General features: G+C 36.8%; 15 protein-coding genes. 9 read left to right on the top strand and 6 right to left on the bottom strand.

The window, feature by feature from the left end; translation table 11 throughout:
* Nucleotides 1-144 precede the first annotated feature (144 nt).
* From AC07UM_RS13540 to AC07UM_RS13525, 4 genes are all read left to right on the top strand, one after another.
* The gene (locus tag AC07UM_RS13540) at nucleotides 145-897 is read left to right on the top strand and encodes an SDR family NAD(P)-dependent oxidoreductase (protein ID WP_494683658.1); all 753 of its coding nucleotides are present in this window, start codon (nucleotides 145-147) and stop codon (nucleotides 895-897) included.
* Between the two features lie 152 nt (nucleotides 898-1049).
* The gene (locus AC07UM_RS13535; RefSeq protein WP_494724341.1) at nucleotides 1050-2102 is read left to right on the top strand and encodes an aldo/keto reductase; all 1053 of its coding nucleotides are present in this window, start codon (nucleotides 1050-1052) and stop codon (nucleotides 2100-2102) included.
* A 3-nt stretch (nucleotides 2103-2105) separates the two neighbouring features.
* Complete coding sequence (locus tag AC07UM_RS13530) at nucleotides 2106-2612, top strand: (R)-mandelonitrile lyase (protein ID WP_494683656.1); 507 nt, start codon at nucleotides 2106-2108, stop codon at nucleotides 2610-2612.
* Between the two features lie 72 nt (nucleotides 2613-2684).
* Nucleotides 2685-3683, top strand: coding sequence for a carboxymuconolactone decarboxylase family protein (locus tag AC07UM_RS13525; protein ID WP_494683655.1), 999 nt, complete (start codon nucleotides 2685-2687; stop codon nucleotides 3681-3683).
* Nucleotides 3684-4136: 453 nt separating this feature from the next.
* Here the strand turns inward: AC07UM_RS13525 and AC07UM_RS13520 are convergent, their stop codons facing one another.
* The 5 genes from AC07UM_RS13520 to AC07UM_RS13500 form a co-directional block, all read right to left on the bottom strand.
* Entirely contained in the window at nucleotides 4137-4463 is a 327-nt protein-coding gene (locus tag AC07UM_RS13520) for a helix-turn-helix domain-containing protein (protein WP_494683654.1), read from the bottom strand.
* Nucleotides 4464-4514: 51 nt separating this feature from the next.
* Nucleotides 4515-4940: a transposase gene (locus AC07UM_RS13515; RefSeq protein ID WP_494683653.1), complete on the bottom strand. Its 426-nt coding sequence runs from the start codon at nucleotides 4938-4940 to the stop codon at nucleotides 4515-4517.
* Nucleotides 4941-5038: 98 nt separating this feature from the next.
* On the bottom strand, nucleotides 5039-11272 hold the full coding sequence (locus AC07UM_RS13510) for a DUF8202 domain-containing protein (RefSeq protein ID WP_494683652.1): 6234 nt from the start codon (nucleotides 11270-11272) through the stop codon (nucleotides 5039-5041).
* A gap of 189 nt (nucleotides 11273-11461) precedes the next feature.
* Complete coding sequence (locus tag AC07UM_RS13505) at nucleotides 11462-11989, bottom strand: phage tail-like protein (RefSeq protein WP_494683651.1); 528 nt, start codon at nucleotides 11987-11989, stop codon at nucleotides 11462-11464.
* 519 nt (nucleotides 11990-12508) lie between these two features.
* The gene (locus tag AC07UM_RS13500; protein ID WP_494683650.1) at nucleotides 12509-13264 is read right to left on the bottom strand and encodes an SDR family oxidoreductase; all 756 of its coding nucleotides are present in this window, start codon (nucleotides 13262-13264) and stop codon (nucleotides 12509-12511) included.
* 372 nt (nucleotides 13265-13636) lie between these two features.
* Here AC07UM_RS13500 and AC07UM_RS13495 point away from each other — a divergent pair, with 372 nt between their 5' ends.
* The gene (locus AC07UM_RS13495) at nucleotides 13637-15253 is read left to right on the top strand and encodes a helix-turn-helix domain-containing protein (RefSeq protein WP_494683649.1); all 1617 of its coding nucleotides are present in this window, start codon (nucleotides 13637-13639) and stop codon (nucleotides 15251-15253) included.
* Nucleotides 15254-16419: 1166 nt separating this feature from the next.
* The gene (locus AC07UM_RS13490) at nucleotides 16420-17904 is read left to right on the top strand and encodes a carboxylesterase/lipase family protein (RefSeq protein ID WP_494683648.1); all 1485 of its coding nucleotides are present in this window, start codon (nucleotides 16420-16422) and stop codon (nucleotides 17902-17904) included.
* A gap of 164 nt (nucleotides 17905-18068) precedes the next feature.
* Here AC07UM_RS13490 and AC07UM_RS13485 read toward each other — a convergent pair whose 3' ends face one another.
* Complete coding sequence (locus tag AC07UM_RS13485) at nucleotides 18069-18746, bottom strand: CPBP family intramembrane glutamic endopeptidase (RefSeq protein WP_494683647.1); 678 nt, start codon at nucleotides 18744-18746, stop codon at nucleotides 18069-18071.
* A gap of 762 nt (nucleotides 18747-19508) precedes the next feature.
* Between AC07UM_RS13485 and AC07UM_RS13480 the strand changes: the two genes are divergently transcribed.
* The 3 genes from AC07UM_RS13480 (at nucleotide 19509) to AC07UM_RS13470 (ending at nucleotide 23504) form a co-directional block, all read left to right on the top strand.
* Nucleotides 19509-20459 (top strand): serine hydrolase domain-containing protein, encoded by a 951-nt coding sequence (locus AC07UM_RS13480; protein WP_494683646.1) that lies wholly within the window; start codon nucleotides 19509-19511, stop codon nucleotides 20457-20459.
* A 311-nt stretch (nucleotides 20460-20770) separates the two neighbouring features.
* Entirely contained in the window at nucleotides 20771-21907 is a 1137-nt protein-coding gene (locus AC07UM_RS13475) for a helix-turn-helix domain-containing protein (protein WP_494683645.1), read from the top strand.
* Between the two features lie 100 nt (nucleotides 21908-22007).
* Entirely contained in the window at nucleotides 22008-23504 is a 1497-nt protein-coding gene (locus AC07UM_RS13470) for a serine hydrolase domain-containing protein (protein WP_494683644.1), read from the top strand.

The following is a 23504-nucleotide window of genomic DNA, read 5'->3' as shown; positions in this document are numbered from 1 at the left end:
AATTAATAAACCTGATCCATTGATTGATACATAAAATACAAAATCCGTAAAACTGGTAAATAAAACAGTAGTATGTATAAAGTAGGTAAGATATGGACTGACGAACTTTGTAATACAATAATTTAAAAATAAAAAATGGAATTGATGAAGAGCAAGGTAGCTCTGGTTACAGGAGCCGCTCAAGGCATAGGATTTGCAACCGCCAGGATTTTCGCGGAAGCCGGTGCAACAGTAGTTTTGGCCGATTGGGATGAAAACTTAGTAAATACAGCAGCAAAACAACTTGCAGATGAAGGGTATCAAACACTTGCGATTGTTTGTGATGTTTCTGAGGATGATCAGGTAAAAACAATGATAGAAAAGACAGTTGCTACTTTTGGACGTCTGGATGCTGCATTTAATAATGCAGGAGTTCAGAATGATTTAGCAGATACAGCTGATCAGACAAGAGAGGATTTTGACAGGGTGACAGGGATCAATCTTCGTGGTGTCTGGAGTTGTATGAAGTATGAACTCCAGCAGATGCGTCAACAGGGAACCGGTGCTATTGTCAATTGTTCTTCAATCGGTGGTATTTTAGGAGGTGCACAGAGAGGTACTTACCATGCTGCAAAGCATGGCGTTATCGGATTGACAAAAAGTGCGGCTTTGGAATATGCTTCACAGGGCATTCGAATCAATACAATTTGTCCCGGACTGATCCACACCCCGATGGCCGATAAAATGATCGAAGGCGGACAAAAAGAAGCATTGGATGCTATGCTTGAAACCGTGCCGGTAAAACGTTTGGGAAAACCTGAAGAAATCGGCAATGTGGTCGTTTGGCTGTGCAGCGATGCGGCCAGTCTTGTTGTAGGACATACTTTGGTCGTGGACGGCGGTTACAGTATTCAGTAAATCAAAATAACACACCAAAAAATAAAAATATGGAAAGTAATAGTCTGAATTCAGAACCTCAAAATGTTAAAAATGTCAGTCCTTATAATCGAAGGGATTTTATTAAAAGTACGGCAGTTTTAGGAGCAGCTGTATGCGTGCCTTCAATATTAATGTCAAATTCCGAAAAAAACAGATCACTACAAGAAGCAGAAAACAATCCTATCATTAATGGTCTGAGAACTTTAGGTTCAGGAAAATACAGTATGCAGGTCTCCGAAATTGGATTTGGCGTAATGGGAATGAATTACCATCGAGGTATTCATCCTGATAAAAAAGCCATGATCAAATTGGGACATCAGGCAGTAGAAAGAGGGATCACACTTTTTGACACGGCGGAGACTTATGGACCGTTTACCAATGAAGAATTAGCCGGAGAGATATTTTCTCAATTTAAAGATAAGATCGCAATTACCACAAAATTTGGTTTTAATTATGATGGAAATAAAGTTACAGGTGTTAATAGCCGTCCTGAAAAAATCCGCGAAATGGTCGAAAATTCTCTGAAACGGTTGAAAATTGATGTGATAGAATTATTATACCAGCATCGTTTGGATCCGAATGTCCCGATCGAAGATGTTGCGGGGACCGTAAAAGATCTGATCCAGGAAGGAAAAGTAAAACGTTTTGGGCTTTGTGAAGTTGGGGCAGCAACGATTCGTAAAGCACATGCCGTACAGCCTGTTACTGCAATTCAGAGCGAATATCATATGATGTGGCGTGAACCTGAGAAAGAGATATTTCCGGTGTGTAAAGAGCTTGGAATTGGGTTTGTGCCCTACAGTCCTTTAAATCGTGGATTTTTAACAGGAAGCATCAACGAATATACTTCCTTTGATTCAGGGAATGACAACCGTAATATTTTACCAAGGTTTACGCCGGCAGCTATCAGAGAAAATCTTAAAATAGTTGAGGAGCTTAATAAATTCGGAAGGACCAGAGGAATGACGGCAGCACAGACCGCATTAACCTGGATGATGCAAAAAGCATCCTGGATTGTTCCTATTCCAGGAACTACGAAATTATCCCATCTGGAAGAAAATCTGAGAACAACAGATTTTTCATTTTCTCAAAACGAATGGAATGAACTGGAAGCAAATATCGCTAAAATTCAGATTATTGGAGACAGATATCCTGCTTCTGAACAAAAACAAATAGAAAAATAAAACATGATGAGAAATTTTAATGATCTTAAAAAGATATTACTTTCTATGGGTGTTATATTTTCATTGACAGCTTGTAATAACAATAAACATCAACAAAAAATGACAACAGAAAATAACGAATCGCTTTTTGCCAAAGGTGAAAAATTGACCAACGGATATTTCACAGGAGATGCTTACCTGCAAACACTATTAGCAAAAGATAAAAATAACGATTTTGTTCTAGGCAGTGTGACTTTTGAGCCTGGAGCAAGAACCAACTGGCATACGCATCCGAAAGGCCAGGTTTTAATCGTAACTGAAGGCGAAGGTCTTTATCAGGAAAAAGATAAACCTGCACAAACCATTAAAAAGGGTGATCTCATCAATATTCCTGAAAATGTGGAACATTGGCATGGTGCAAAGGCAGGCATCAAAATGGTACATATCGCCATTACCAATTATGAAGGTGAAACCAATGCGGTCTGGCTAGATCCGGTAACGGACGAACAATATACCGATGCTAATAAATAGCCAAATAGGATGAGCAAAAGCAAGTTTCTTCAATGGATATTACTTTTTGTTCTCACATTAAGTACGAGTAAAATGAATGCACAACAAAGTAAGACAGATATTAATTTGTCTCTTCAGCAACAAACTCTAGTAGTAATTTCGTCCTTAACAGCAGCAGGAAATCTGGAACAGTTAAAAACAGGACTGAATAAAGGATTGGATAACGGACTCACAGTAAACGAAATCAAAGAAGCACTGGTCCAATTATATGCATATTGCGGTTTTCCGAGAAGTCTAAATGCTATTAATATTTTTAAATCTGTTCTAGAGGAAAGAAAAGCAAAAGGTATTACAGATAAAGAAGACAATAAAATAACCTTCGAAAATAATGTTGAAGACAAATACGAGCAAGGCAGAAAAGTATTGGAAGGGTTGACAAAAACAACACAATCTAAACCTGCGCCAGGTTTTGGAGAGTTTGCGCCGCGTATAGATATCTTTTTAAAGGAACATTTATTTGCAGATATTTTTGCCAATGATGTATTGGATTATCAGCAAAGAGAACTGGTTACCATCTCTGCTTTGGCATCAATTGCCGGTGTTGAAGGTCAGTTACAATCTCATATTGCAATGGGAAAAAATACAGGGATTACAGAAGATCAGCTTGAGCAGTTATCTACAATAATTGAAGCCAATATAAGCATTACGCAAGCCAATACGGTTAGAAAGATAATCGGAAAAACATTAGTTCCTGTAATAAAACAGGATATGGTGGTTCGGATCTCAGAAATAGATGTCCTTCCGGAATATCTCAATGAATACAATTCCATTTTGAAAGAAGAAACGTATGCATCAATGAAAACTGAACCGGGTGTCATTGCAATTTTCCCAATGTATAAGAAAGAGAATGCAGCACAGATAAGAATTATTGAAATTTATTCTGATAAAGAAGCTTATCAATCTCATTTGCAGACACCTCATTTTCAGCATTACAAGACGATAGCTTTAAAGATGGTCAAAACATTGAAATTGGTTGATATGAAAAGCCTTGACACGGAAACGATGCTGGAAATTTTCAGGAAATTAAAATAAAATATCTAAAATTTAATTTACAATGTATGGACATTAACCAAGATATATTACTGAGAGAAAAAGGGGGAGAAATCATAAAATTGGATGGGAGAGATTACACATCCATTTAATTTTGATAATTCTTTTAAAAGGAATATGTATAGATTAATGGAGAAGAGTATAATTACGCAGTAAATTATAGCATCGTTTATTGATGAGAAAATGTTCAATTATATCGTTTTTTCATTTATTTTACGACATTAAAGTATAACTTAAATAACATGTAATACCTACTTGCAGACTATCACTTTCCTGTACTGTGAGAGCTGTGTAAAATGATGAATTTGATCCTTTATTATAAAGCAATTGAGTTGACAATTTTATTTTGTCAACTCAATTCTGTTATTGGTACCCATTAAATAGTAATGTGCTTATCAGTATCAACCACTGAAAGATATTGGCTATTTTACCCCATTACAAAAATATTTTCTTCCATTTGGTTATTGAATTCTTGCTTAATCCAAAGTGCTCGGCCACCTGTGAATTATTCATCTTATGCGTCTTCTGATAATCCAGGATCTGAACAATATCGGATTTGCTGTAGGAACGGTGTTTCGGATTCTGTTTTTCGGCCTCTTTACCTCTTGTTCCGAAAATTCTTTTATTAAGTTCTAAAATATCAATGACAGACAGGTATTTTTTTCTTAATAATTTTTCACATTCCTCCTTTTTATGGGGAAAGCTCCGCGTAATGATGTCAGAATAGATTCGATGATAGTTTGGCTGTCTGTATTTTTTCATCTTCAGTTAAGTTAGTTAAGTTCGTTGTTCCCAATACAGGAGTTTCTGATCTTAGAATGTATTGTATTTATTAACCCATTTGTTTAAAGTACTATTGGGTATTCCATATTCGTCTACGACCTGCCGTCTGGTTTTCTCACCCGCCTTGATCAGTTCAAGTATAAATGTTATAATCTCCTGGGTATAAAGATTCTTCCTGAATTTTGGCAATTTCGACACCTCTGTTCCACTGATTACGGCAGAGGGAGGTGCATACAATATCAGATGTTGAGAATAGATTCTGAAGAAATCATATTCTAGCAGTTTACTCCACCGCATCAGAATATTGGTGGGGAGATCCTCCTGTAAATACATTTCGTTGACTTCCTGTTCTGTACAATTTAAAAAACGACAAATGCGTGACAGGTCTATTTTATTTTCCGAAACTCTAAAATGGATCAGTCTCCCTATATGGATATTTCTGAAATTTGTAATCATGTTTTTAAATTATTTAAAAAACAGTCTTGTTAAGAAGCCTCAACAAGACTGTTGTGATATATAAAGCCTTCTATGAAAAGCCTCTTTGTTTTGTCAATTTAGTCCGGACAGGTCTGTGTGGATATACAATGCCATGCCATAGAGGCATCTCCCTCTTTCAGAGTATATATCTTCATACACTTGTTTGTGGTATCATATACCATCATTCCTTCCACGAAATTAGCAGCCGGAATACCTACCGGATTTCCTGATGCATCAAATGCTACCCTGTTAGGTACGAAGCCTTTCGTTTTCGCCTCCAATGCAATCCAGCCACCTTTACGTACCATCGGCCAGTTATCAGAACCGGCTCCGGCTCTGCCAATGGCAGTTATTCCCACCTTAGTGTCTAATGCAATACCGGTCATACTACCTGGTTTATAGCAAAAAGATGCCCCTGCTTTTGCACATAGATCAAGAGTAGATATATAAGTATATTTAAGATCCTGGGTCCCCGTAACAGACGTACCGTCTCCCTTAGATCCATACGAATTGAGACCTATAAAACCAAATTTCGTAGAGTTCTCTTTAAAGTTGATAGCATGCTGGCCCCCATCTTTTATAGCGATCACCTTATCACTTGGATTAAGCTCGTTTGCACCAGTACCGTTACCAGGCATATACGTTGGAGTAATACCAAACTGATCCACAACCCCTAAATGACCTTGTGAACTGCGTCCCCATCCCCATTGTTTTCCATCGGTGGTCAATACATTGATAGAGGGAAGATTATTCACGTTATCAGCCGGTGAAATCCAGGCGATATTACCTCCTAAGATATTACTACCTGAGGTAGCGGTCACTTCTGTCCAATTCAGTCTTATGGCGTTGTCACCAACCCCCAACTGCCTTTGTGTATTATTACCCATAGCATAGAGTTTGCCGTTGGTTGCCAAAAAATAGTAAGAACTCTGTCCTTCAGTATTTCCCTCGGTCATCCCTATCATTTTTGGAGTTACTCCAGCGGGAACACTGATTTCTGTTGCATAATTGGATGTTACCCCGGCAGTATTATCATTATGAAAAGTGTTAAGACCCCAGGTATAAAGTCTGCCATCAGAGGTTAAAGCGAACTTAGTACTCCTGATTCCGCGCACTGCAACAACATTGTCCAGTGTTTCGGTTGCAGAAGTCATGACACGATGCCATATTAAACCATTAGCGGTATTAACTGCCATATTATCTCCATAAACAGAACCCACTGTACCTGGGTTGTAAATCCAAGCTGCTCCACTACAGGTTACCATAGCTATTGTTTCTTGATTGCCAATCATCATTTTTACATTGGTAGGACTCACTCCCGGAGGCAATCCATCTGCTTTATTATTAATCGTCTGTTTTCCAAATGTAAAGTTATTTGGAGTTTTATAAGTACTGGCACTGGTACCCATACTACTATTTCCCCAAACATAAAGCCCATCGGTTGTCAATAAAAGCATCACATTAGCTAATGCAGCTTTTAACGGTGTCCCGGTATAGTTGAACCCCGCTCCTGATGATCCCGCAGCCGGAAGTGTTGTACCCGGATCAATTTTCGTTGGTGTAAGAAGGTTTAATACAACGTTAGTGTTTGCAGTAGATACATTTGGTGAGGTGTTCGGTCCCCAGATATAATATGAACCGTCTTTTTGTTTTATGATTGTAGTCGTTTCATCTGCTATGATGTTATCATACTCTATGGTATTAGGATCTACCGCATTAAGGTAAGTGTTGTCATTACAGCCTGTTGTACAAGCTACCTCGTTCACTGCTGCATAGGTAATGTACCTCTTTGCATTTTCTGTGTCAAAATTATAACTGTGTACCCATTTTCCGATGGCCACTTCATAGGTTCCGTCAACATACACTACATTAGTTGTAAACGCTGCATCATCCGCAATAATCATTTTTACATGATCTCCACTTCCAAAACCTCCTCCGTAAGAGGAAAGATCTGCCCCGAAGTACATGGTTCCGCTGGTATTGGTACGCTGTGCCAGCCAGATTCTTGGGATACGCGCCACCCCTGTATAGCCATTTATCGTAATGCTGCTTAACGCAGTTGTCGTAACATTATTATCTCCGAATAGGAAATACGTTTTATCATTAACAAAGCTGGTTCGTGCTGTAGTATTGTTTGGGTTGATGAAATCATTGGTCGTTGCCACGGTAAGAATCGTTCCTGCATTTACACTTTTTGAGACTTTCTGTTCCAACATCTCAATATCATCTCTGGTTACTCCAAAAATATTATTATTGTATGCTGCATTCGTTCCTCCGTTCCATACCATATTTCCGTCAGTATCAAGATAATGGTCTGTATCTACCTGTCCTAAGGTAATCCCATACTTTATAGCAAGGTAAGAATCTACTTTTCTGCGTTCCGCTGTTGTCAGGGTTCCAGCTCCATACACGATAGTTTCTCCGATATGCCCTATGAATCCGGCATTATCACTACCATTACTTGAAAAAACAGTATTCCCGAAAATATGCCCTCCGTATTGTGCATTTATAGCAGCATAATTAACGGCTGTATTCATCGCTGCTCCATTTAATCCTTTTGCACTCGTGGTATTCGTATTTTTAAAATACATAATACTTGGAATAGCAGCATTAAACGCAGGATTTACTCCCGGATACTGTGTTCCGGCACCATAAGGTCTTCTTTCGAGATTGGTGCTAGCCGGCCAGATCCCAAAACCGTCCCAGTTGGCAGCTCCTAAAGTAGTATTATCCATACCGACACTGAATAATCTCGGATTTCCTCCGCCTGAAGCTAACCCTTCTTTTGTCAGGGTAAATACATCATAATCCAGACTTGTAAGGGTACGCACCGTATTATTTCCTAATGTTTGTGTTCCTACAGTGAAATTAATTCCTGGATTGAAGTTAAAGTAATTAGGTGCTCCCAATACATACTTCGGTAAAGTATTTGTTCCCAGTTGCGCTACTGTTGTCCCATTCCATACATCTGTCCATCCGGTTACGTCTGTTGCTGCACCGGCATTTACTGCATTTTTATCAGCTCTGTACCAGTAAGATAATCCATTAACAACTCCTCCAGGAGCATTTCCGAAACCTGCAAAGGTGAAGAATTGCCCATTACCCAGCATAACATTTGCTGTGTTATATACTACCCCATTTATGCTTACTTCTGTAGTCATTGGTGTAAAAGTATCTGTTCCGTCAAAAACAGCATCCGAAGATTGTACCAGGTACAGGTTCTTCACTCCTTTAGGCCATGCAACTGTTACGGTTCCTACGTTTCCTGAATTCTGTACTTTCCAGATAGATTCAAAACGATAATTGGTCACGCCATTGGTACCTGCTGTATAAGACAACGGTGTTTGTAACCCTTGGAAAAGACCGTTATCTCCTGTCATCAGATATTGAAGGTCATTGGCTAGGCCTGTAGTATTCGCAATATTGTTATCGGCAAACCCTGTGGTAGAAATAACAAGCTTTTGCCCGTCATTGACACTTCCTGATTGTTTCTGGTGCAGTACAGTAATATTATCTCTTGCAATACCAAAGATATTATTGTTATATCCTATATTAACCGCTCTGTCCCATACTACATTGCTATTGGTAGAAAGGTAATTTTCATTTAAAGTAACACCGTTCTTCACCGCAAGATATGAGTTTACTCTTGACTGTTCATTCGCCGTTAATGTACGTTTATACCAAACAACCTCCATAATATCGCCAGGGAATGCACCCGGAGCATCCCATCCTGCATGGCCTATTCTTAAGTTACGCCCATAAATCTGGAATTTATTGATGCCAGTAAACGGGGTTGTTTCATAAAAACCATTTAAACCCAATATTTTTTCTCCGCCGGAGGAAGCTGAAGTACCCCCGTTTGCAACAGAGTTATTAGCTATTGCAGAGAAAATATTTGAAATACCAATATTGAATGTGGTTGAAAAATCCGTTGAGGTAGTGGTATTAAAATATTCATACTGTCTTGGATCTCCGTTTGCAATAGAGACTCCCGGTTCTGAAGCATATGCTGCATCATCATCAATCCCTGTAATACGTCCTGTTCCGTTAGCTGTAGGTCTTACTGCAGAGAAAATAGATGTATTGGTGTTGGGAAGTTCTCCATTGGTAGAATTCATCACCGAAGTAGAATTATAGAAGAATTTTGAAGCAGAATATCCTGTGGTGTACGGATTAAAATTATGACTTCTATCTGCTGCAGAAATTGTCCATGTTCCGACTGCAGGAATATCATTTGCATTTATGGAATGATCTTTCCAGGCTGTGGCAATAGTACCCGCATCATCTGATTTTACCCAGAACTGAGCTCCATCTACCCCCCCTGCCACGGCATTTATCACTTGTACTGTTAAGTCACTTGTACTGATACAGGTACCTGTAGTCACAGCCCATCTGAATGTATAAGTACCTGGAGTATTAAAACCTGTAACATTGGTATTATATGCTGACGGTGTTGCAATCACCGGATCGGCAGCACCGGCTGGCTTTGATAATAACGTCCATGCACCCGCAGCGACTCCCGGATTATTGGCATTGAAAGTAGTTTGGGTAGTTCCTATCAAAGTCTGAGCAGATCCTGCATTGGCACTCACCTGAGCGGATACAAATACAGAGAATGTTCCTTCTAAAGATGTTCCTGAGCAGGCATATTCTTTATCTAAAAACATACCCACACTTGGATTATAGGTATCTGCTTTTATTTTAAATACATATTCACCCTGCATAGTAAGATTGGAAATCGTAGTGGATGTATTGGTAAATAATGTATTAGCATAAGGTTCGAATACAGGATCAGCTGCACCTGCAGGTTTTGAAACTAATGTTAATCTGTAACGTCCATCAAAATCCTGAAAATAACTGGTGTTTACAATACCTTTATACACTGCAGGTAATGGAATGGTTGCTGTTACAATACCTGAACCCGGGTAACATACTGTAGTAGTAGGTACTGTTACATGAGAACGGGCACCGTCCGAAATATGGATATAATAGGTTTGTGTAGATGAACAGGCACCTGCATTACTTCTTGTTATTGTAAATCTATATGTTCCTACACGCCAGCCTCCTGCAGGTGGTGTTACAGTAGCCGACCTCGTTGCTGTACCTGCTCCTCCGTTTACCACACCAGGTGCTCCTCCCGGTGGAATAATACCTGATAAAGCGACACTTGTATTGATTGTAGCGGGATTATCGGCCGGATCAATGGTATAGTAAAATGTAATGGGTGTAGGCTGTCCCGCATAACCACACTGAACTTCTCCTCCGGAATTCCCACTATTATAAATCATCATTTGTTCCGGTCTGGAAGAGATCAGGAAGTTTACCGTATTAGACTGTAATCCGGTAAAGGTATAAGTTAATTCCGGTGTTGTAAAAGTTCCACTGGTATTCGTAACAGTTAAAGTAAATTTATAGGTCCCCACTACATTAACACCGGTAAAATATATATTATCATCATGAATATCCGAATAGGTAATATTTCCTCCTGCCGGCTGGCTGGTAACATTCATGGTAATTGTTGTGCCAAAATTTCCTGAAGACCCTGGCGTGGGAGCATATGCATGAGAAAACTTAGGGGATGTACTCTGAAGTGCAACGTAATGACTTGCACCACTGGAAATACATCTGGAAGTTGACACGGTAGGCAGAATTTGCGGATTCGGAATAAATCGTACAATAGCCGTATCCTCATACCAACAGTTTGGATTATTGGTAGAGGTAATTCTGAGTGTTACCACATAAGCCGGGTCAATATCATGATTGGCTTTATTGATAAGACTAAAAGTTGTTGCTGCTGATGTTGTAGAGCTAAACTGAGAATTTTGGTTCGTTTTTATACTGCTGCGTTCCCATCTGTAAATATTATAGGCACTCCACGATGCGGTATATCCACTAGGTACAACCCCATTCAGAGTAACGGAACCCGTGGTTGCATTCACATTGGTAATATCCGGTCCTGCCGTAAAAGCAGACGCGTCTCCCGGTGCAGTAATGGTTACCTGAGAAGCTGCCGTTCCGGAAGGACTACAGCTTTGTGCGATCTGGAATACGTAATTTCCGGGGAACGTCATTCCGGTAATGTTAGGTGTCAGGGAGTTTGCATTACTAATTACCGGGTCTGGCGCGCCGGAAGGCTTGGACACAATAGTCCACACCGGCGTTCCGCCTGTGTTGCCCGATGAACTTCCCTGCAAGGTGTAGGATGTGCCACATATCGTGGCATTTCCTCCTGCATTTACGCTGCATTGTGCGTAAAGTATCATATTACCCAGAAAGAGCAATAGGACTAAAAAGATAGTCTTTTTTTTCATTGTTAATAAATTTTTAATAGGTTTTCAACACTATGTGTTTGTGTCTCTTTATCAGAATTTTGAAAAATCGGAATAGACCTGCATGGATGCCTGCTTTACATTCCGATTGTATTGAGAAAGAACAGAAAATAGAAATATGAGGGTTCCATCGTATGAGGAGGTTAGAAGTTTTTTTAGGTTGAGTATTGATTATGGTTTCCAGAAGCTCCAGGCTTTACCGTTGTATACTGCAAGATGTTTTTTAACAGTATCATAGACCATCATTCCTGGCGCCGGATTGGTAATGGCAAGATGCGGACTGGCTACTTTTGGCAGGATCATCGCCTTATCTGCCGCTTCCAGAACAAGGATTCCTTCTGTAGAAGTTGGAGTTCCAATGCTTGTTTTAGCAGTGATCTTTTCTGTTTTGCCTGTTCCCTGTATGCTAATATCTGCTGTTCCGATTGTTGCAGATGTGCCATCATCTTCGCTTAGATTAACCCATTGCCCACCATCCTTCAGGTACTTTACTTTATGATCTGCAGTGTCGTAAATTAAAATTCCTTCAGCAGATAATCCGGTTTTGTTTTCATTATAAGGAAGAATAAACCCTCTGTTTTCCGTATTGGAAAATTCAACAGATACTGAAGCATTGGTAACATTTGTTTTTCCTATTGCTACCTGCGCGTTACTATTACAGGCAACAAACACAATTAGAATTTGTAGTGTTTTTTTCATTATGTTTTTGATTTGTTTTTGAGGTGACAGGAACTTTTCCATTAAAAATTTTGTGATGATTAAGTCATCAGCATTTGATGCAATATTATCATTACATGAAAACCTCTACAAGGTTATGACCCTAAGAATTCGGAATTTTTTGTATACCATTCTTTATTTTACAAACAAACACCATTGTAAATCAGCCCATTAAAACCAACACATCTATAAAAGCCTTTTGATGTAATTCGAAATCCAGATCAGGAGAATTGATATCACGAACCTGCAAAATTGAATGTCTAACATCATCATTTGAATCTAAAAACTCATTGAAAACAGACCTATTAAAACCAAAAGCAAAGTGTGTAATAAATAATTCCGAAAATAGTTTACTATTAAAAATCAGAGTACAGCTTTTCAGCTGTACTCCAACAGTCTGATCTGTTTCATGTATTTTATATTCGAAACAGTCATAAAATTATTACTCCGGAAAGGCGGTACATTTGGAAAGGAAATTTATCTCTTTCTGAAAGATCACAACTATCTTGTGGTATATCCTCCATTGGCAAAGATGGTTTGTCCGGTAATCCACCAGCCGTCCGAAACCAGGAATTCTATTAGTGGAGCAATATCTTTAATGTCCGTCAGGCCGCCAAGTGCAGATGCAGATTTATGATAAGCAACGGCATCATCACTTTCCTGCCCATAGAAGAAAGGGGTATCCATAGGTCCCGGAGCAACTGCTGTCACAGAAATACCGCGTTCACCAAATTCTTTAGAGGCAGCTCTGGTGAAATGCTCCACGGGGGCTTTCATTCCTTCATATGTGGAATATAAACCTGTATAGGCTGCCAGCAGTGAGGTAACAATAGTACATATTTTGCCATTGTTATTTAGCTTTTTACCAGCTTCCTGAATAAAGAAATATGCTACTTTGGAGTTAATTTCACTCATGCTGTCATATTCTGCTTCGGTAGTCTCCACAAAAGGTTTTTTCAGGACTTTCCCTACGGTATTAATCGCAATATCGATTCCTCCGAACTTTTCAATACCGGCATCAAAAAGTTCTGTGATCTTTCCTACTTTTGTAAGATCTGCCTGCACCAGAATTGCTTCTGCTCCTAAAGCTTGTACATCTGCCATCGTTCTTTCAGCATAAGACTTTGTACTTTCACTGTTGTAGTGAATAACCAGTTTTGCTCCTTTTACGGCCAGGTTACGGCTTAGTAAACCACCAAGGTTTTTAGCGCCTCCGGCAATTAATACTACTTTTCCATTTACATTGTGTGTTTTCATACTATTGAATTTTTTAATTGTGTTATCTGTTCATCATTTCTTTAGAAGAGAGACCTTCTCCCTACCTAAGAGAGAAGATCTCATACATCATTGTATTTTCAGAATCTATTCGAAACATTTCTTATCAGTAGGTTTTCCGGCAATATTAAACCGATGGAGGGTGTTGCACAATATCAAGCTAAGAAGAAATTCGGAAAGCAGAGGCTCTATTGAAGGCAGTTTTACAAAGAATTAATACTGAAAATCAATACAATACATAGGTCACAATTTGTTTTTATAGAAAAATTTTAACTTCCCATGTTGGTATGTGTAATTATTAAAGGATTTTCTTTTCTAAATTTGTAAAAACAATAAATTCAGAATTATATTTCCATGAAAACATTTCTATTTTCTTTCCTGTATTGCTTATTGATAAGTTTTAATCTCAGTGCACAGACCAATACAAATATCAATCAAAAATATATTCTGAATAAATTGGAGGAATTAAGGTTTGATACTAAGATATCTGAGGCAGAAAAAGAAAAAGCCTTGTTCAGGCTGAAATCTGAATCTGAAAAAATAGACTATAAATTGGGGGTTTTGATAAGTGGACGTCGGATTATTGAGATCTATGAGAACCACCAAAAAAACAAGGAAATTATTAAGCTTGCCACAGAGCTCAAGAAAATTGATGCAGGTGAAGCAGCATCCAGAACCATGGCAAACCTTTATCGTTCAAATGCTTTAGCGTTAGGATATTTGGGATTGAACGAAGAAGGATTAAAAGATTTCAGAACAGCCGCTGCATTTGCGAAAAAGATTAAGGACCAGGATATAAAAAATTATACACTGTCACTCATTTACAGTAATCAGAATCTCTATTTTATCAATAAAAAAATAGAAAATAAAACTTACAAAGACTCCGTTATTTACTACGAAAAAAAAAGTATTGAGGCTGCCAGCCATATTAAAAACCACGAGGAAATAAGTATTGAAGATAAATATAGCTCCATTGCCTATAGCAACGTACGGATAGGAATCACCTATCTGGCGGAAGCTAATCAGCCCGGAAATATTCAGTTAGCGGAAAAATACCTTATCAGTAGTTTAGATATTGTCAATAAATATAATTTGATTGATGCTAATAAAGTATTGCTATTGAATCAGCTCAGTTGGCTATATTTAGAAAAAAAAGAGTATTCCAAGACAATAGAATATGCAAGACAGGCCCTGAATCTGGAAAAGAAATTTCCCGATCCTACTAACAGAGTTGAATCTTTTGAGTTTCTGGCCAGTGCATACAATGAAATGGGAAATACAAAAAACTCGAAGCTTTACATGAACAAATATACTATTCTTAAGGATAGTATAAGAATCACAGAAAAAAATAATGTAGGCTATTCCGCTAATATCTTATTATCAGATTCAAAAAAAACTCAGGAAAAAATTTCTTCGAGAAAAATAATTATCATTTCAACCATTTCTCTACTAATTTTAGTATCCGTGGTTTTTTATTGGAGAAGAAAAAATAAACTCGCCCATAAAAAATATGAGGAACTGATCGCTAAAATAAGCAATGAACAGAAAGAACTTCAGGCAAAATCTTTAAAAGCCGAGGACCATACAGAAGCCAAAACCTCCGTCAGCATTACCGATGAAACAGCCAAAGCACTGCTTGCCAGACTTGAAAAATTTGAACTCTCTGAAAAATACCTCAGAAAAGATATCAGCCTGACTTGGATGGCGAATCACTTTAACACCAATACCAAGTATCTTTCGGAAATTATAAAAACCTATAGGGATAAAAACTTCACCACCTATATTAACGGGCTTCGGATCGGATATATCACTAAAAAACTGTATGAAAACCCTATCTACCGGGAGTATAAGATCAATTATCTTGCTGAAGAATGCGGCTACACCACTCCACAGGTTTTTGTAACGGCCTTTAAGAAAGAAACAGGTTTCACTCCTTCCTATTTTTTAGAACAGCTTAAAGTTTCAGTTTAAAATATACCCCAATATGCCAACTCCGATGGTTTCACAAATACGTAAAATCATATTGTAAAAGTTTAGCCAACAAGTAAATGATCTGTTCTAGTTTAATTTAGACCAGACGAACCAAATTATCGATAAAAGTGTTTGAAGATACGCTTGTCTTGGCCACAAAACCGACATTTGAAGTTTTTTCACTTCTTTGTCGGTTTTTTTATTTCTTATTCCACTTTTATATTGATAGATATATTGGACAACAATATTCATTTTAGGTGTTTAAAAACTTTTTCCGTCACATTCAACTTTTGGGGAAAATATCAAACACACCAACGTTCTCTTTGTTTTTAAATCACCCTGCTGGTAAAAGTTTACAAAGCTTTCCATTGATCAGAAGGTATTTTCTATTTTTGTCTTTATGCCAAGGACAATCTGTTCAAGCCCTATTCAATGGTAATCTGGGCAATTATTGCTAAACTTATTTAGAATTAAGAATCAGAAAAGCTACCTTTCTTGACCCACTAGAACCATAAATTTATGACATTGATTATCAACCACTTTAAAAGATTGAATTTGTATAATGATAATCTCCATCTTAAATTAAATTTAGTCAAATGGATTATAAAGAGAATATTATGAAAGAATATTAAAATTACAAGAAACTGAATGGGAATTTATAGCAACATATTTTGACAGGAGAGTTTTTGCCAAAAACGAAATTATTACACAACAAGGCGGAATAGAAAGCTACCCTTCTTTTGTAGAAACAGGTAGCCCGATATTTTAAAATCATTCCATTAAAATATTGCTTCCTATATAGGAATTACACCACAGGGTTTGAGTCGCATACGCAAACAGATTACTTAACATAGGTTCATTGCCTAAACGATTCTTTCTTTGGAACTTTGTTGAGAAATCTTAAGAATGAAACAACGTATTAAGTAATTTGAGACAAGCACTATTTACCAACTTTAAAAACAAAGAAATTATTGTAACTCTTTGATAGATAATTTGTCAGTCTAAATAAATATGTACCAATAAATGATTGAAAATATGCTAGTTATTATATTAAAATTACTTAATTTTCAGAAATGGCTTATAGAGTAAATTCCAATTCAAGACTATTTGATATCTGAAAAAAAGAAACCTAAACAGGAAAATATATTAAATAACTTTTTATAATTATGATGGAAACAGTACATACGGTTAACACCCAATACGGAGCTGTTAGCGGCCTTAAAACAGAGCAAGATATTTTAGTATTCAAAGGGATCCCATATGCCGCCCCACCAGTTGGCACAAACCGCTTTCAACCACCCGTACCTCCGGTACCATGGACAGATGTAAAGAATACAACGGAATATGGAGCTACTCCGCCGCAAGAAACCCCTACATCCGGACCATTTGCAGGATTGTTGCCCAATATGGTAATTCCAGGAGATGATTATTTGAATCTTAATATTTGGACTGCAGGTATCACCGAAAAAAAGCCTGTTATGGTTTTTATTTATGGTGGCGCTTTTAGTCTTGGATCAGGTGCTGTTTCGGGATATGATGGCAGTAATTTTGCACGGGATGGTGTTGTTTTGGTTACCATAAACTATCGGATTGGTATCGACGGATTTTTATGGTTTGGTGACGGGGTACCCAATCTTGGTATACTCGACCAGATTGCTGCACTCAAATGGGTTCGGAACAATATTGCCAACTTTGGCGGTGATCCTGAAAATGTTACAATTTTTGGTGAGTCTGCTGGCGGAATGAGCGTTTGTACCCTGCTGGCAATGAAGGAAGCAGAGGGGTTATTCCGACGGGCGATTGCGGAATCAGGAGCTGGACACTCAGTAATCAGCCCTTCATCCGCAAAGCTCATTGGTACAAGGCTTGCTGAAATACTGGGTGTTGCACCAACACGTGAAGCAATCGGACAGGTTAGTGCCGAAAAAGTTTTTGCTGCACAGGAGCAGTTAGGATCCGAAATTATGGCAAATCCTTCAGTAGAATTGTGGGGTGAAGCTGCGCGCAACTTAATGCCCTTTGAACCGGTAATTGATGGTCATTTATTAACCGCGACCCCCATAGAATGCATTACCAGCGGTGCGGGTAAAGATGTAGATATTCTAATTGGTACGAATAGCGAGGAATTCAGATTATTTCTTGTTCCCGATGGTATCATATCAAAAATTACTGACTCCGCTCTGGACATTTTGGCTTCTGCCTATGGACTATCTACTGAGGCTATCCAAACCTACCGCGCAAACCGTTCAGACAGTTCGCCTGGTGATGTTCTAAGTGCTATAATAACAGATTGGTTTTACCGCATCCCTGCGTTGCGAATAGCAGAGAACCATGGCAACGTACATGTGTATGAATTCTCATGGCACTCTCCTGCATGTAATGATTTACTTGGGGCCTGTCACGGTCTTGAGCTTGCCTTTGTGTTTGATAATCTCACTAACGCCGGTTTTGCTGAAATGTTGGGTAATCACCCCCCGCAGCAATTGGCTGATACTGTGCACAAAGCATGGGTAAACTTTGCCACCAACGGTAATCCAGGCTGGAATAGATATAGTGCTGATCATCGTGTATCTATGCGTTTTGATGTTGAATCTCAAATTACTGTTAATGATAGGGCTGATGAACGTTCTGTATGGGATGGGATCAGGTAAATGTATTAGCTTACGAATGAACTGGTTTTCTAACTTGCAATTCTTTCTTTTATTTGACTTAAACAAACCCAATCATCGATATAAGTGTTTGAAGATAATCCGGTCTTGGCTTAAAGAGACAACTAACAAATAGTTGTCTCTTTTTTTATTGATATAATCGTTATTTATTCTTTAGCAAACCTTTTTATATACCAGTATGCCAGTAGGGGTAGTGCAAAAATTTGGAATAGGAATGTAAATAAAGACATCAACCCCTCCAGATGATTAGCATTAGCTTTCATCATTAATTGTGTGCCAAGAGGTCCATTTGAAAATACTAAGATATTTACAAGATTCCAGCCCAGATGAATCGCTATTGGTAAATAAATTGATTTTGTCTTCTTAAAAGCAAAAGCAAGAACCCATCCAAAGGTACCGGTCATAAGTAAAATGATAAGCATTTGAAACGGATTTCCAAAAGAACCGTATGAAAACCAATGATAGACACCAAATGCAACAGCTGATAATATACAGGCCCACTTAGCACCGAGTCTTTTTATTGCAATATAAAGCAGCGCCCCTCGAAAAATAAATTCCTCAAATAGGACTGATTTTAAGATCCACCATATACTATTAAAGAGCATATGAACGGACATGTGTTTATTGTAAATCCAAAAATTATCGGCCAGATAAACGTTCATAACATGATAAGCTGCGCAAACAAAACCAGCCATCAGGAGGCCTATGAAGAAATCTTTCCCCCTATTCTTTGTTATTGCCAGTCCCAGGACAGTAAGATGCCTTTTTTCAATTAACCATAACAAAAGCCAGGATAAGGACAAGATGATAATGATACCGATCATTGGTAAAAGTTTTTATATTTTTTAGGTCTTAAATATAACTCAAGTATCTGATAATAAAAAATATATATAAATATAATTAAATTCTTGAAAGGCCTGTAACTTTTAATGTAAGCCTTACAATGGCATTCAAATATGCTGTTCTTTATTTTTAAGTATGCGCGATATTTCTCATTCAGGATAGATCAGCCTGAATTCCACTCCAGCTTTTACGGGCTAAAGTATTCCGTTTCTGTTTCTTATACAAGGATATATCTTTTGATAAGTGCTACTTTTAAATAGTTAAAGCCAAAGCGCATTTACTATAAGACCCTATCTTTACTTTAAAAGAACTTATGACAACCTGGAATTTAGAAAGTCGAAGGTTTCTACCACCATCCTCCCATTCCCAGATCACCCTTCAATTACCTATGAAAGTAGATTTATCGAGTCTACATATGCATATCGTAGTACCATAGAATTGTTGCAATGGCAATCAATGGACTTCCATGTTCCGTGGTATCAAATATGAGAGATTTTTTGATTTTGAATCAACTATCTTTTAATATCAAATTATTTGTTAATTTTAATCCACTGAAAACCAGTGATATTTAGAAGATTTAGCTCAACACTGTCCTTGTTACTGCCTTTTGTTTCAATTCACAAAACCTATAATGCATTATGAAACGTAAAATAAATTGTTTCCTTTTCATTGTTATCTTATCCATATCCAATAGTTATGGACAAATACGGTCAATAAGCGGAAAAATAATTAATAAAGAATCTATGAACAGATTCCTGCAAAGACAGGTTGATAGTCTAAATATTCCTGGACTTTCCATAGCCTTTATTGATAATGGTAAAATTGTGTACAGCAACGAATATGGATATGCAGATATTGAGAACAAAATAAAAGTAAAACCCAATACCATTTTTGAAGCTGCTTCTCTCAGCAAGACAGTTTTCGCTTATTTTATACTTAAATTAGTGGATAAAGGTATTCTAAATCTGGATACTCCCCTATACACCTATCTGAGAAATAAAGATCTGGAGTACGATGAAAGATATAAGCTTATTACAGCCAGAATGGTGCTTTCACACACTACAGGTATGCCTAACTGGAGACAAGGCAATTTGGATCTGAAATTTATTCCGGGAACCAAATTTTCTTATTCAGGAGAAGCTTACCAGTATTTAGTAGCTGTTGTTGGTCATTTACTGAATAAAACCCCGAAAGAACTTGATCAGGAATTTTACAATGAAGTATGCAAGCCACTTAAAATGAGGCATGCTTATTATTATTGGAATGATTATATAAAAGAACACAGAGCCGCAGGGTATAAAGAAGAGAAAGGGATCAATAAAAAACAGGAAATAAACAAAATGGAAGATTTTGGAGCAGCCGGATCGCTCAGGACGAATGCACTTGACTATGCCAATTTTATGATTGGTATAATGGATGAAAAAGGACTTTCTAAGAATATGATTAAAGAAATGTTTAAAGAACAGACAAAAGTACCCGACTGGAAAAGCACCGATTATTGGGGACTTGGTATAAGTATGAAGAAAACAAAATATGGAATGCGGTATATGCATAGTGGAGACAACGGTGATTTTACGGCTTATTTTATCATGAACAGAGAGAAAAAGACCGGATTTATCTTCCTTACTAATTGCGAGAAGGCCAAAGCTCTATTTGAAAAGCTTGAACCTTATTTTACAGAAGGAAGTATTTAACTAATCCTATGAAATGCATGGGCGAGTAAAACCTGTTTTATTTTTTTGAAAGGGATTTTCCCGAAAAGGATCAAGTACAAAATTTGGGGAAATTTTTCAGCGTTTCTTTTTGTATATTCTGTCTTTCCTTTCTACCTCTTCAACTATTTCAAAATCATCTAAAAGAATGAAATACTGACATTTACAACAATACTATTTTTATAATTTGAGCGTAATATTTTTAACATTTGGTAAAGTAAAAGGATAAAACCCTATATACCTCTTTAAATTTTCCTATTTAAAGATTAAATTGCACCTATGTTAAAAAAACTATGGACAAATACAGCTTTTTAGAAATAAGCGCTTTTATTGGAATTTTTCTTGTATTTTTTCTTGCGTTGTTTTTATTGACTGTAAAAACCAAGCACAGACTTGCAAATTGGCTTCTTGCTTTTTTTCTTTTTACAAACGCTGTAGATGCTTTTAAATTTTTGATGCGTGATTTTCCTGTTAATTTCATTAACCTTGAGGCTTTTCGTTGGAGTATTAACTATTTGGTTCCCGCATCATTTTATCTCTATGTATTGTCCGTTTGTTTTTCCAAATTTCGATTAAAACCGAAACATTTATGGCATACCATTCCGTTTGTTGCTTTCAATTTGTATATGATGTCTGGGATATATTTTGAAGATAGGGCTGCGAAAGTGAGTTTCATAAATACGATGAATCAAACGCCTATCATGAATTTTTTTTATTTTCTTTTCGAGTTTCTATTTCAAGTTTATTTTATTGCTTCATTTTTGGTGATTAGAAAGTCTAAAACCGTCTATCTTGAGAATTATACAAATCCAAATATTTCTATCTTAAATGCACTTTACAAAATAACAATTCTATATTATGTTTTACATTTTTTAGTTCTTATAAGATGGTTGGTTAGTTTTATCTTTGGTTGGGGAGAATTCAGACAATGGATTGTAACCCTTGACGGATTTGCCTTTTTCTTTTGTACGTGTTGGTATTTATTTGTCGCATTAAATAATCCTGAATTTTTCAGAGGAGTTAATTCTCAATTGAAACCTATCGTAGATCTAATTCCGAAACAAAAATCTTCGCCTATCATTGATGATGAAAAAAATAAACAAATCCTAGCTTTGAAAGAATTTATGATTAAAAATGAACCTTATTTGGATTCTTCATTAACGATTCAGGATTTGGCAGAACAATTAAATATGCCCGTCAAAGATTTATCGGCTTTGATCAATCTGTATATGAATAAGCATTTTTTTGATTTCATTAATGAATATCGAATCGAAAAAGCTAAAGAAATATTGAAAAATCCTTTGCAAAAAGAACTGACTATTTTAGAAATTCTTTATCAGGTTGGTTTCAATTCCAAATCGTCGTTTAGTACTTCTTTTAAAAAACACACAGGCACAACACCAACAGATTTTAGAAAAAATCCAAATTAATCCATTCTTTTCTAAGAAATGCGTTCGACTTTTTTTAGTCGGTCGCGTGCTGAGGCATTTTAAAGCATCTTTGCATCAAATTATGAAATCAGAATCGATTATGAAAAATTTCCTGTTTGTATTTCTAGTGCTTTTATCTCCGAATACTTTTGCACAAAAAACCATATCCAATTCCAATAAAGAAAAAGCAAAAAAAATCGATTTGATTATTGGTAAATATCACCACTACAATCTTTTTAACGGAAGTGCTTTGGTTGTTCAAAATGGCGAAATTATCTTGCAAAAAAATTATGGAAAAGCCGATATGGGCTTGAATATAGAAGCAACTTCTGATACCAAATTCAGAATTGGTTCCGTAACAAAACAGTTTACTGCCATGCTGATTATGCAGTTAAAACAAGAAGGAAAAATCAAGCTGGATGACAAAATAAGTGATTATCTTCCTTGGTTTAGCAAAACGGCAGGAAGTAAAATTACCATTCATCAATTGTTAACGCATACTTCTGGCTTGCCAAATTACACTGATTTCCCTGATTTTAAAACTAAAATGGTTTTCGAAAATTTGTCTGGGAAAGATTTTGCTGTCAAATATTTCAAGGATAATTTAGGATTTGAACCAGGAACAAAGCAGAATTACTGTAATACGGGCTATTATCTATTAGGATTAATTATTGAGAAAATTACTAAGAAATCTTATGAAAAGGTTCTCAAGGAAAAGATATTTGATATCATTGCAATGAAAAATACAGGAATTGAAGATCCAAAAGAAATCATTTCAAATTATGCTCAAGGCTATGATTTTGATTACGACGGTTATCAAAAAACAGATTACATTACTATCAAAACTGCGGTGTTTTCTGCTGGCGGAATGTACAGCACAGCCAATGATATGCGAAAATGGGATGATGCTTTATACACGAACACTTTACTGAATGATGAGAACAAAAAAATATATTTCACGCCCAATTTAGGTGATTACGCTTACGGTTTGGTTGTTCAGAAACATCAGAATTTTTTAGGTTCGGGAAAAGATATTACAACAATGGCACATAGTGGCGGCATCAATGGCTTTTCCTGTAATATTGCCAGAATTCCTGAGGACAAAATATATGTAATCCTGCTTGATAACACGAGAGCAGGTAAAAGAGGCGGACAATTGGAAGCAGTTATCGATGATGTCTTTGGAGTTCTATACAATATCAAAGTTGATTTGCCTAAACCATTAATTATCTTCGAAGTTTATAAAAAAATGAAAGCAGAATCAATAGAAAAAGGAATTGTTTATTTGAAAGAACTGAAGAAAAACAAATTCGATTCTTATAATTTTAATGGTTTTGAAAATGAATTGAATAGATTAACATACAAGTTTTTGGGTGAAGGAAAACCTGATGATGCTTTAAAAATTATTGATTATGCAGTTTCAGAATTTCCAAACTCATCCAATATTTATGATACACGTGGAGAGATTTATTTTATTAAAAAAGATTATAATGCTTCTAAAAAAAATTATCAGAAAACGTTGGAACTGAATCCTAATAATGATAATGCCAAAGAAATGCTTTCAAAAATCAATCAAATTCTATTTCCGAAAAATTAA

It is taken from the genome of Chryseobacterium sp. GW821-FHT04C04, from assembly GCF_059420365.1.
The sequence above is the reverse complement of the archived record's forward strand: the minus strand, read 5'-3'. Positions and strand labels throughout refer to the sequence as shown.

Bases quoted from the DNA above. Each gene is read 5' to 3' on its own strand.
- AC07UM_RS13540 (WP_494683658.1), top strand. From the start codon at position 145: ATGAAGAGCAAGGTAGCTCTGGTTACAGGAGCCGCTCAAGGCATAGGA.
- AC07UM_RS13535 (WP_494724341.1), top strand. From the start codon at position 1,050: ATGTCAAATTCCGAAAAAAACAGATCACTACAAGAAGCAGAAAACAAT.
- AC07UM_RS13530 (WP_494683656.1), top strand. From the start codon at position 2,106: ATGATGAGAAATTTTAATGATCTTAAAAAGATATTACTTTCTATGGGT.
- AC07UM_RS13525 (WP_494683655.1), top strand. From the start codon at position 2,685: ATGAATGCACAACAAAGTAAGACAGATATTAATTTGTCTCTTCAGCAA.
- AC07UM_RS13520 (WP_494683654.1), bottom strand. From the start codon at position 4,463: ATGAAAAAATACAGACAGCCAAACTATCATCGAATCTATTCTGACATC.
- AC07UM_RS13515 (WP_494683653.1), bottom strand. From the start codon at position 4,940: ATGATTACAAATTTCAGAAATATCCATATAGGGAGACTGATCCATTTT.
- AC07UM_RS13510 (WP_494683652.1), bottom strand. From the start codon at position 11,272: ATGAAAAAAAAGACTATCTTTTTAGTCCTATTGCTCTTTCTGGGTAAT.
- AC07UM_RS13505 (WP_494683651.1), bottom strand. From the start codon at position 11,989: ATGAAAAAAACACTACAAATTCTAATTGTGTTTGTTGCCTGTAATAGT.
- AC07UM_RS13500 (WP_494683650.1), bottom strand. From the start codon at position 13,264: ATGAAAACACACAATGTAAATGGAAAAGTAGTATTAATTGCCGGAGGC.
- AC07UM_RS13495 (WP_494683649.1), top strand. From the start codon at position 13,637: ATGAAAACATTTCTATTTTCTTTCCTGTATTGCTTATTGATAAGTTTT.
- AC07UM_RS13490 (WP_494683648.1), top strand. From the start codon at position 16,420: ATGATGGAAACAGTACATACGGTTAACACCCAATACGGAGCTGTTAGC.
- AC07UM_RS13485 (WP_494683647.1), bottom strand. From the start codon at position 18,746: ATGATCGGTATCATTATCATCTTGTCCTTATCCTGGCTTTTGTTATGG.
- AC07UM_RS13480 (WP_494683646.1), top strand. From the start codon at position 19,509: ATGAACAGATTCCTGCAAAGACAGGTTGATAGTCTAAATATTCCTGGA.
- AC07UM_RS13475 (WP_494683645.1), top strand. From the start codon at position 20,771: ATGGACAAATACAGCTTTTTAGAAATAAGCGCTTTTATTGGAATTTTT.
- AC07UM_RS13470 (WP_494683644.1), top strand. From the start codon at position 22,008: ATGAAAAATTTCCTGTTTGTATTTCTAGTGCTTTTATCTCCGAATACT.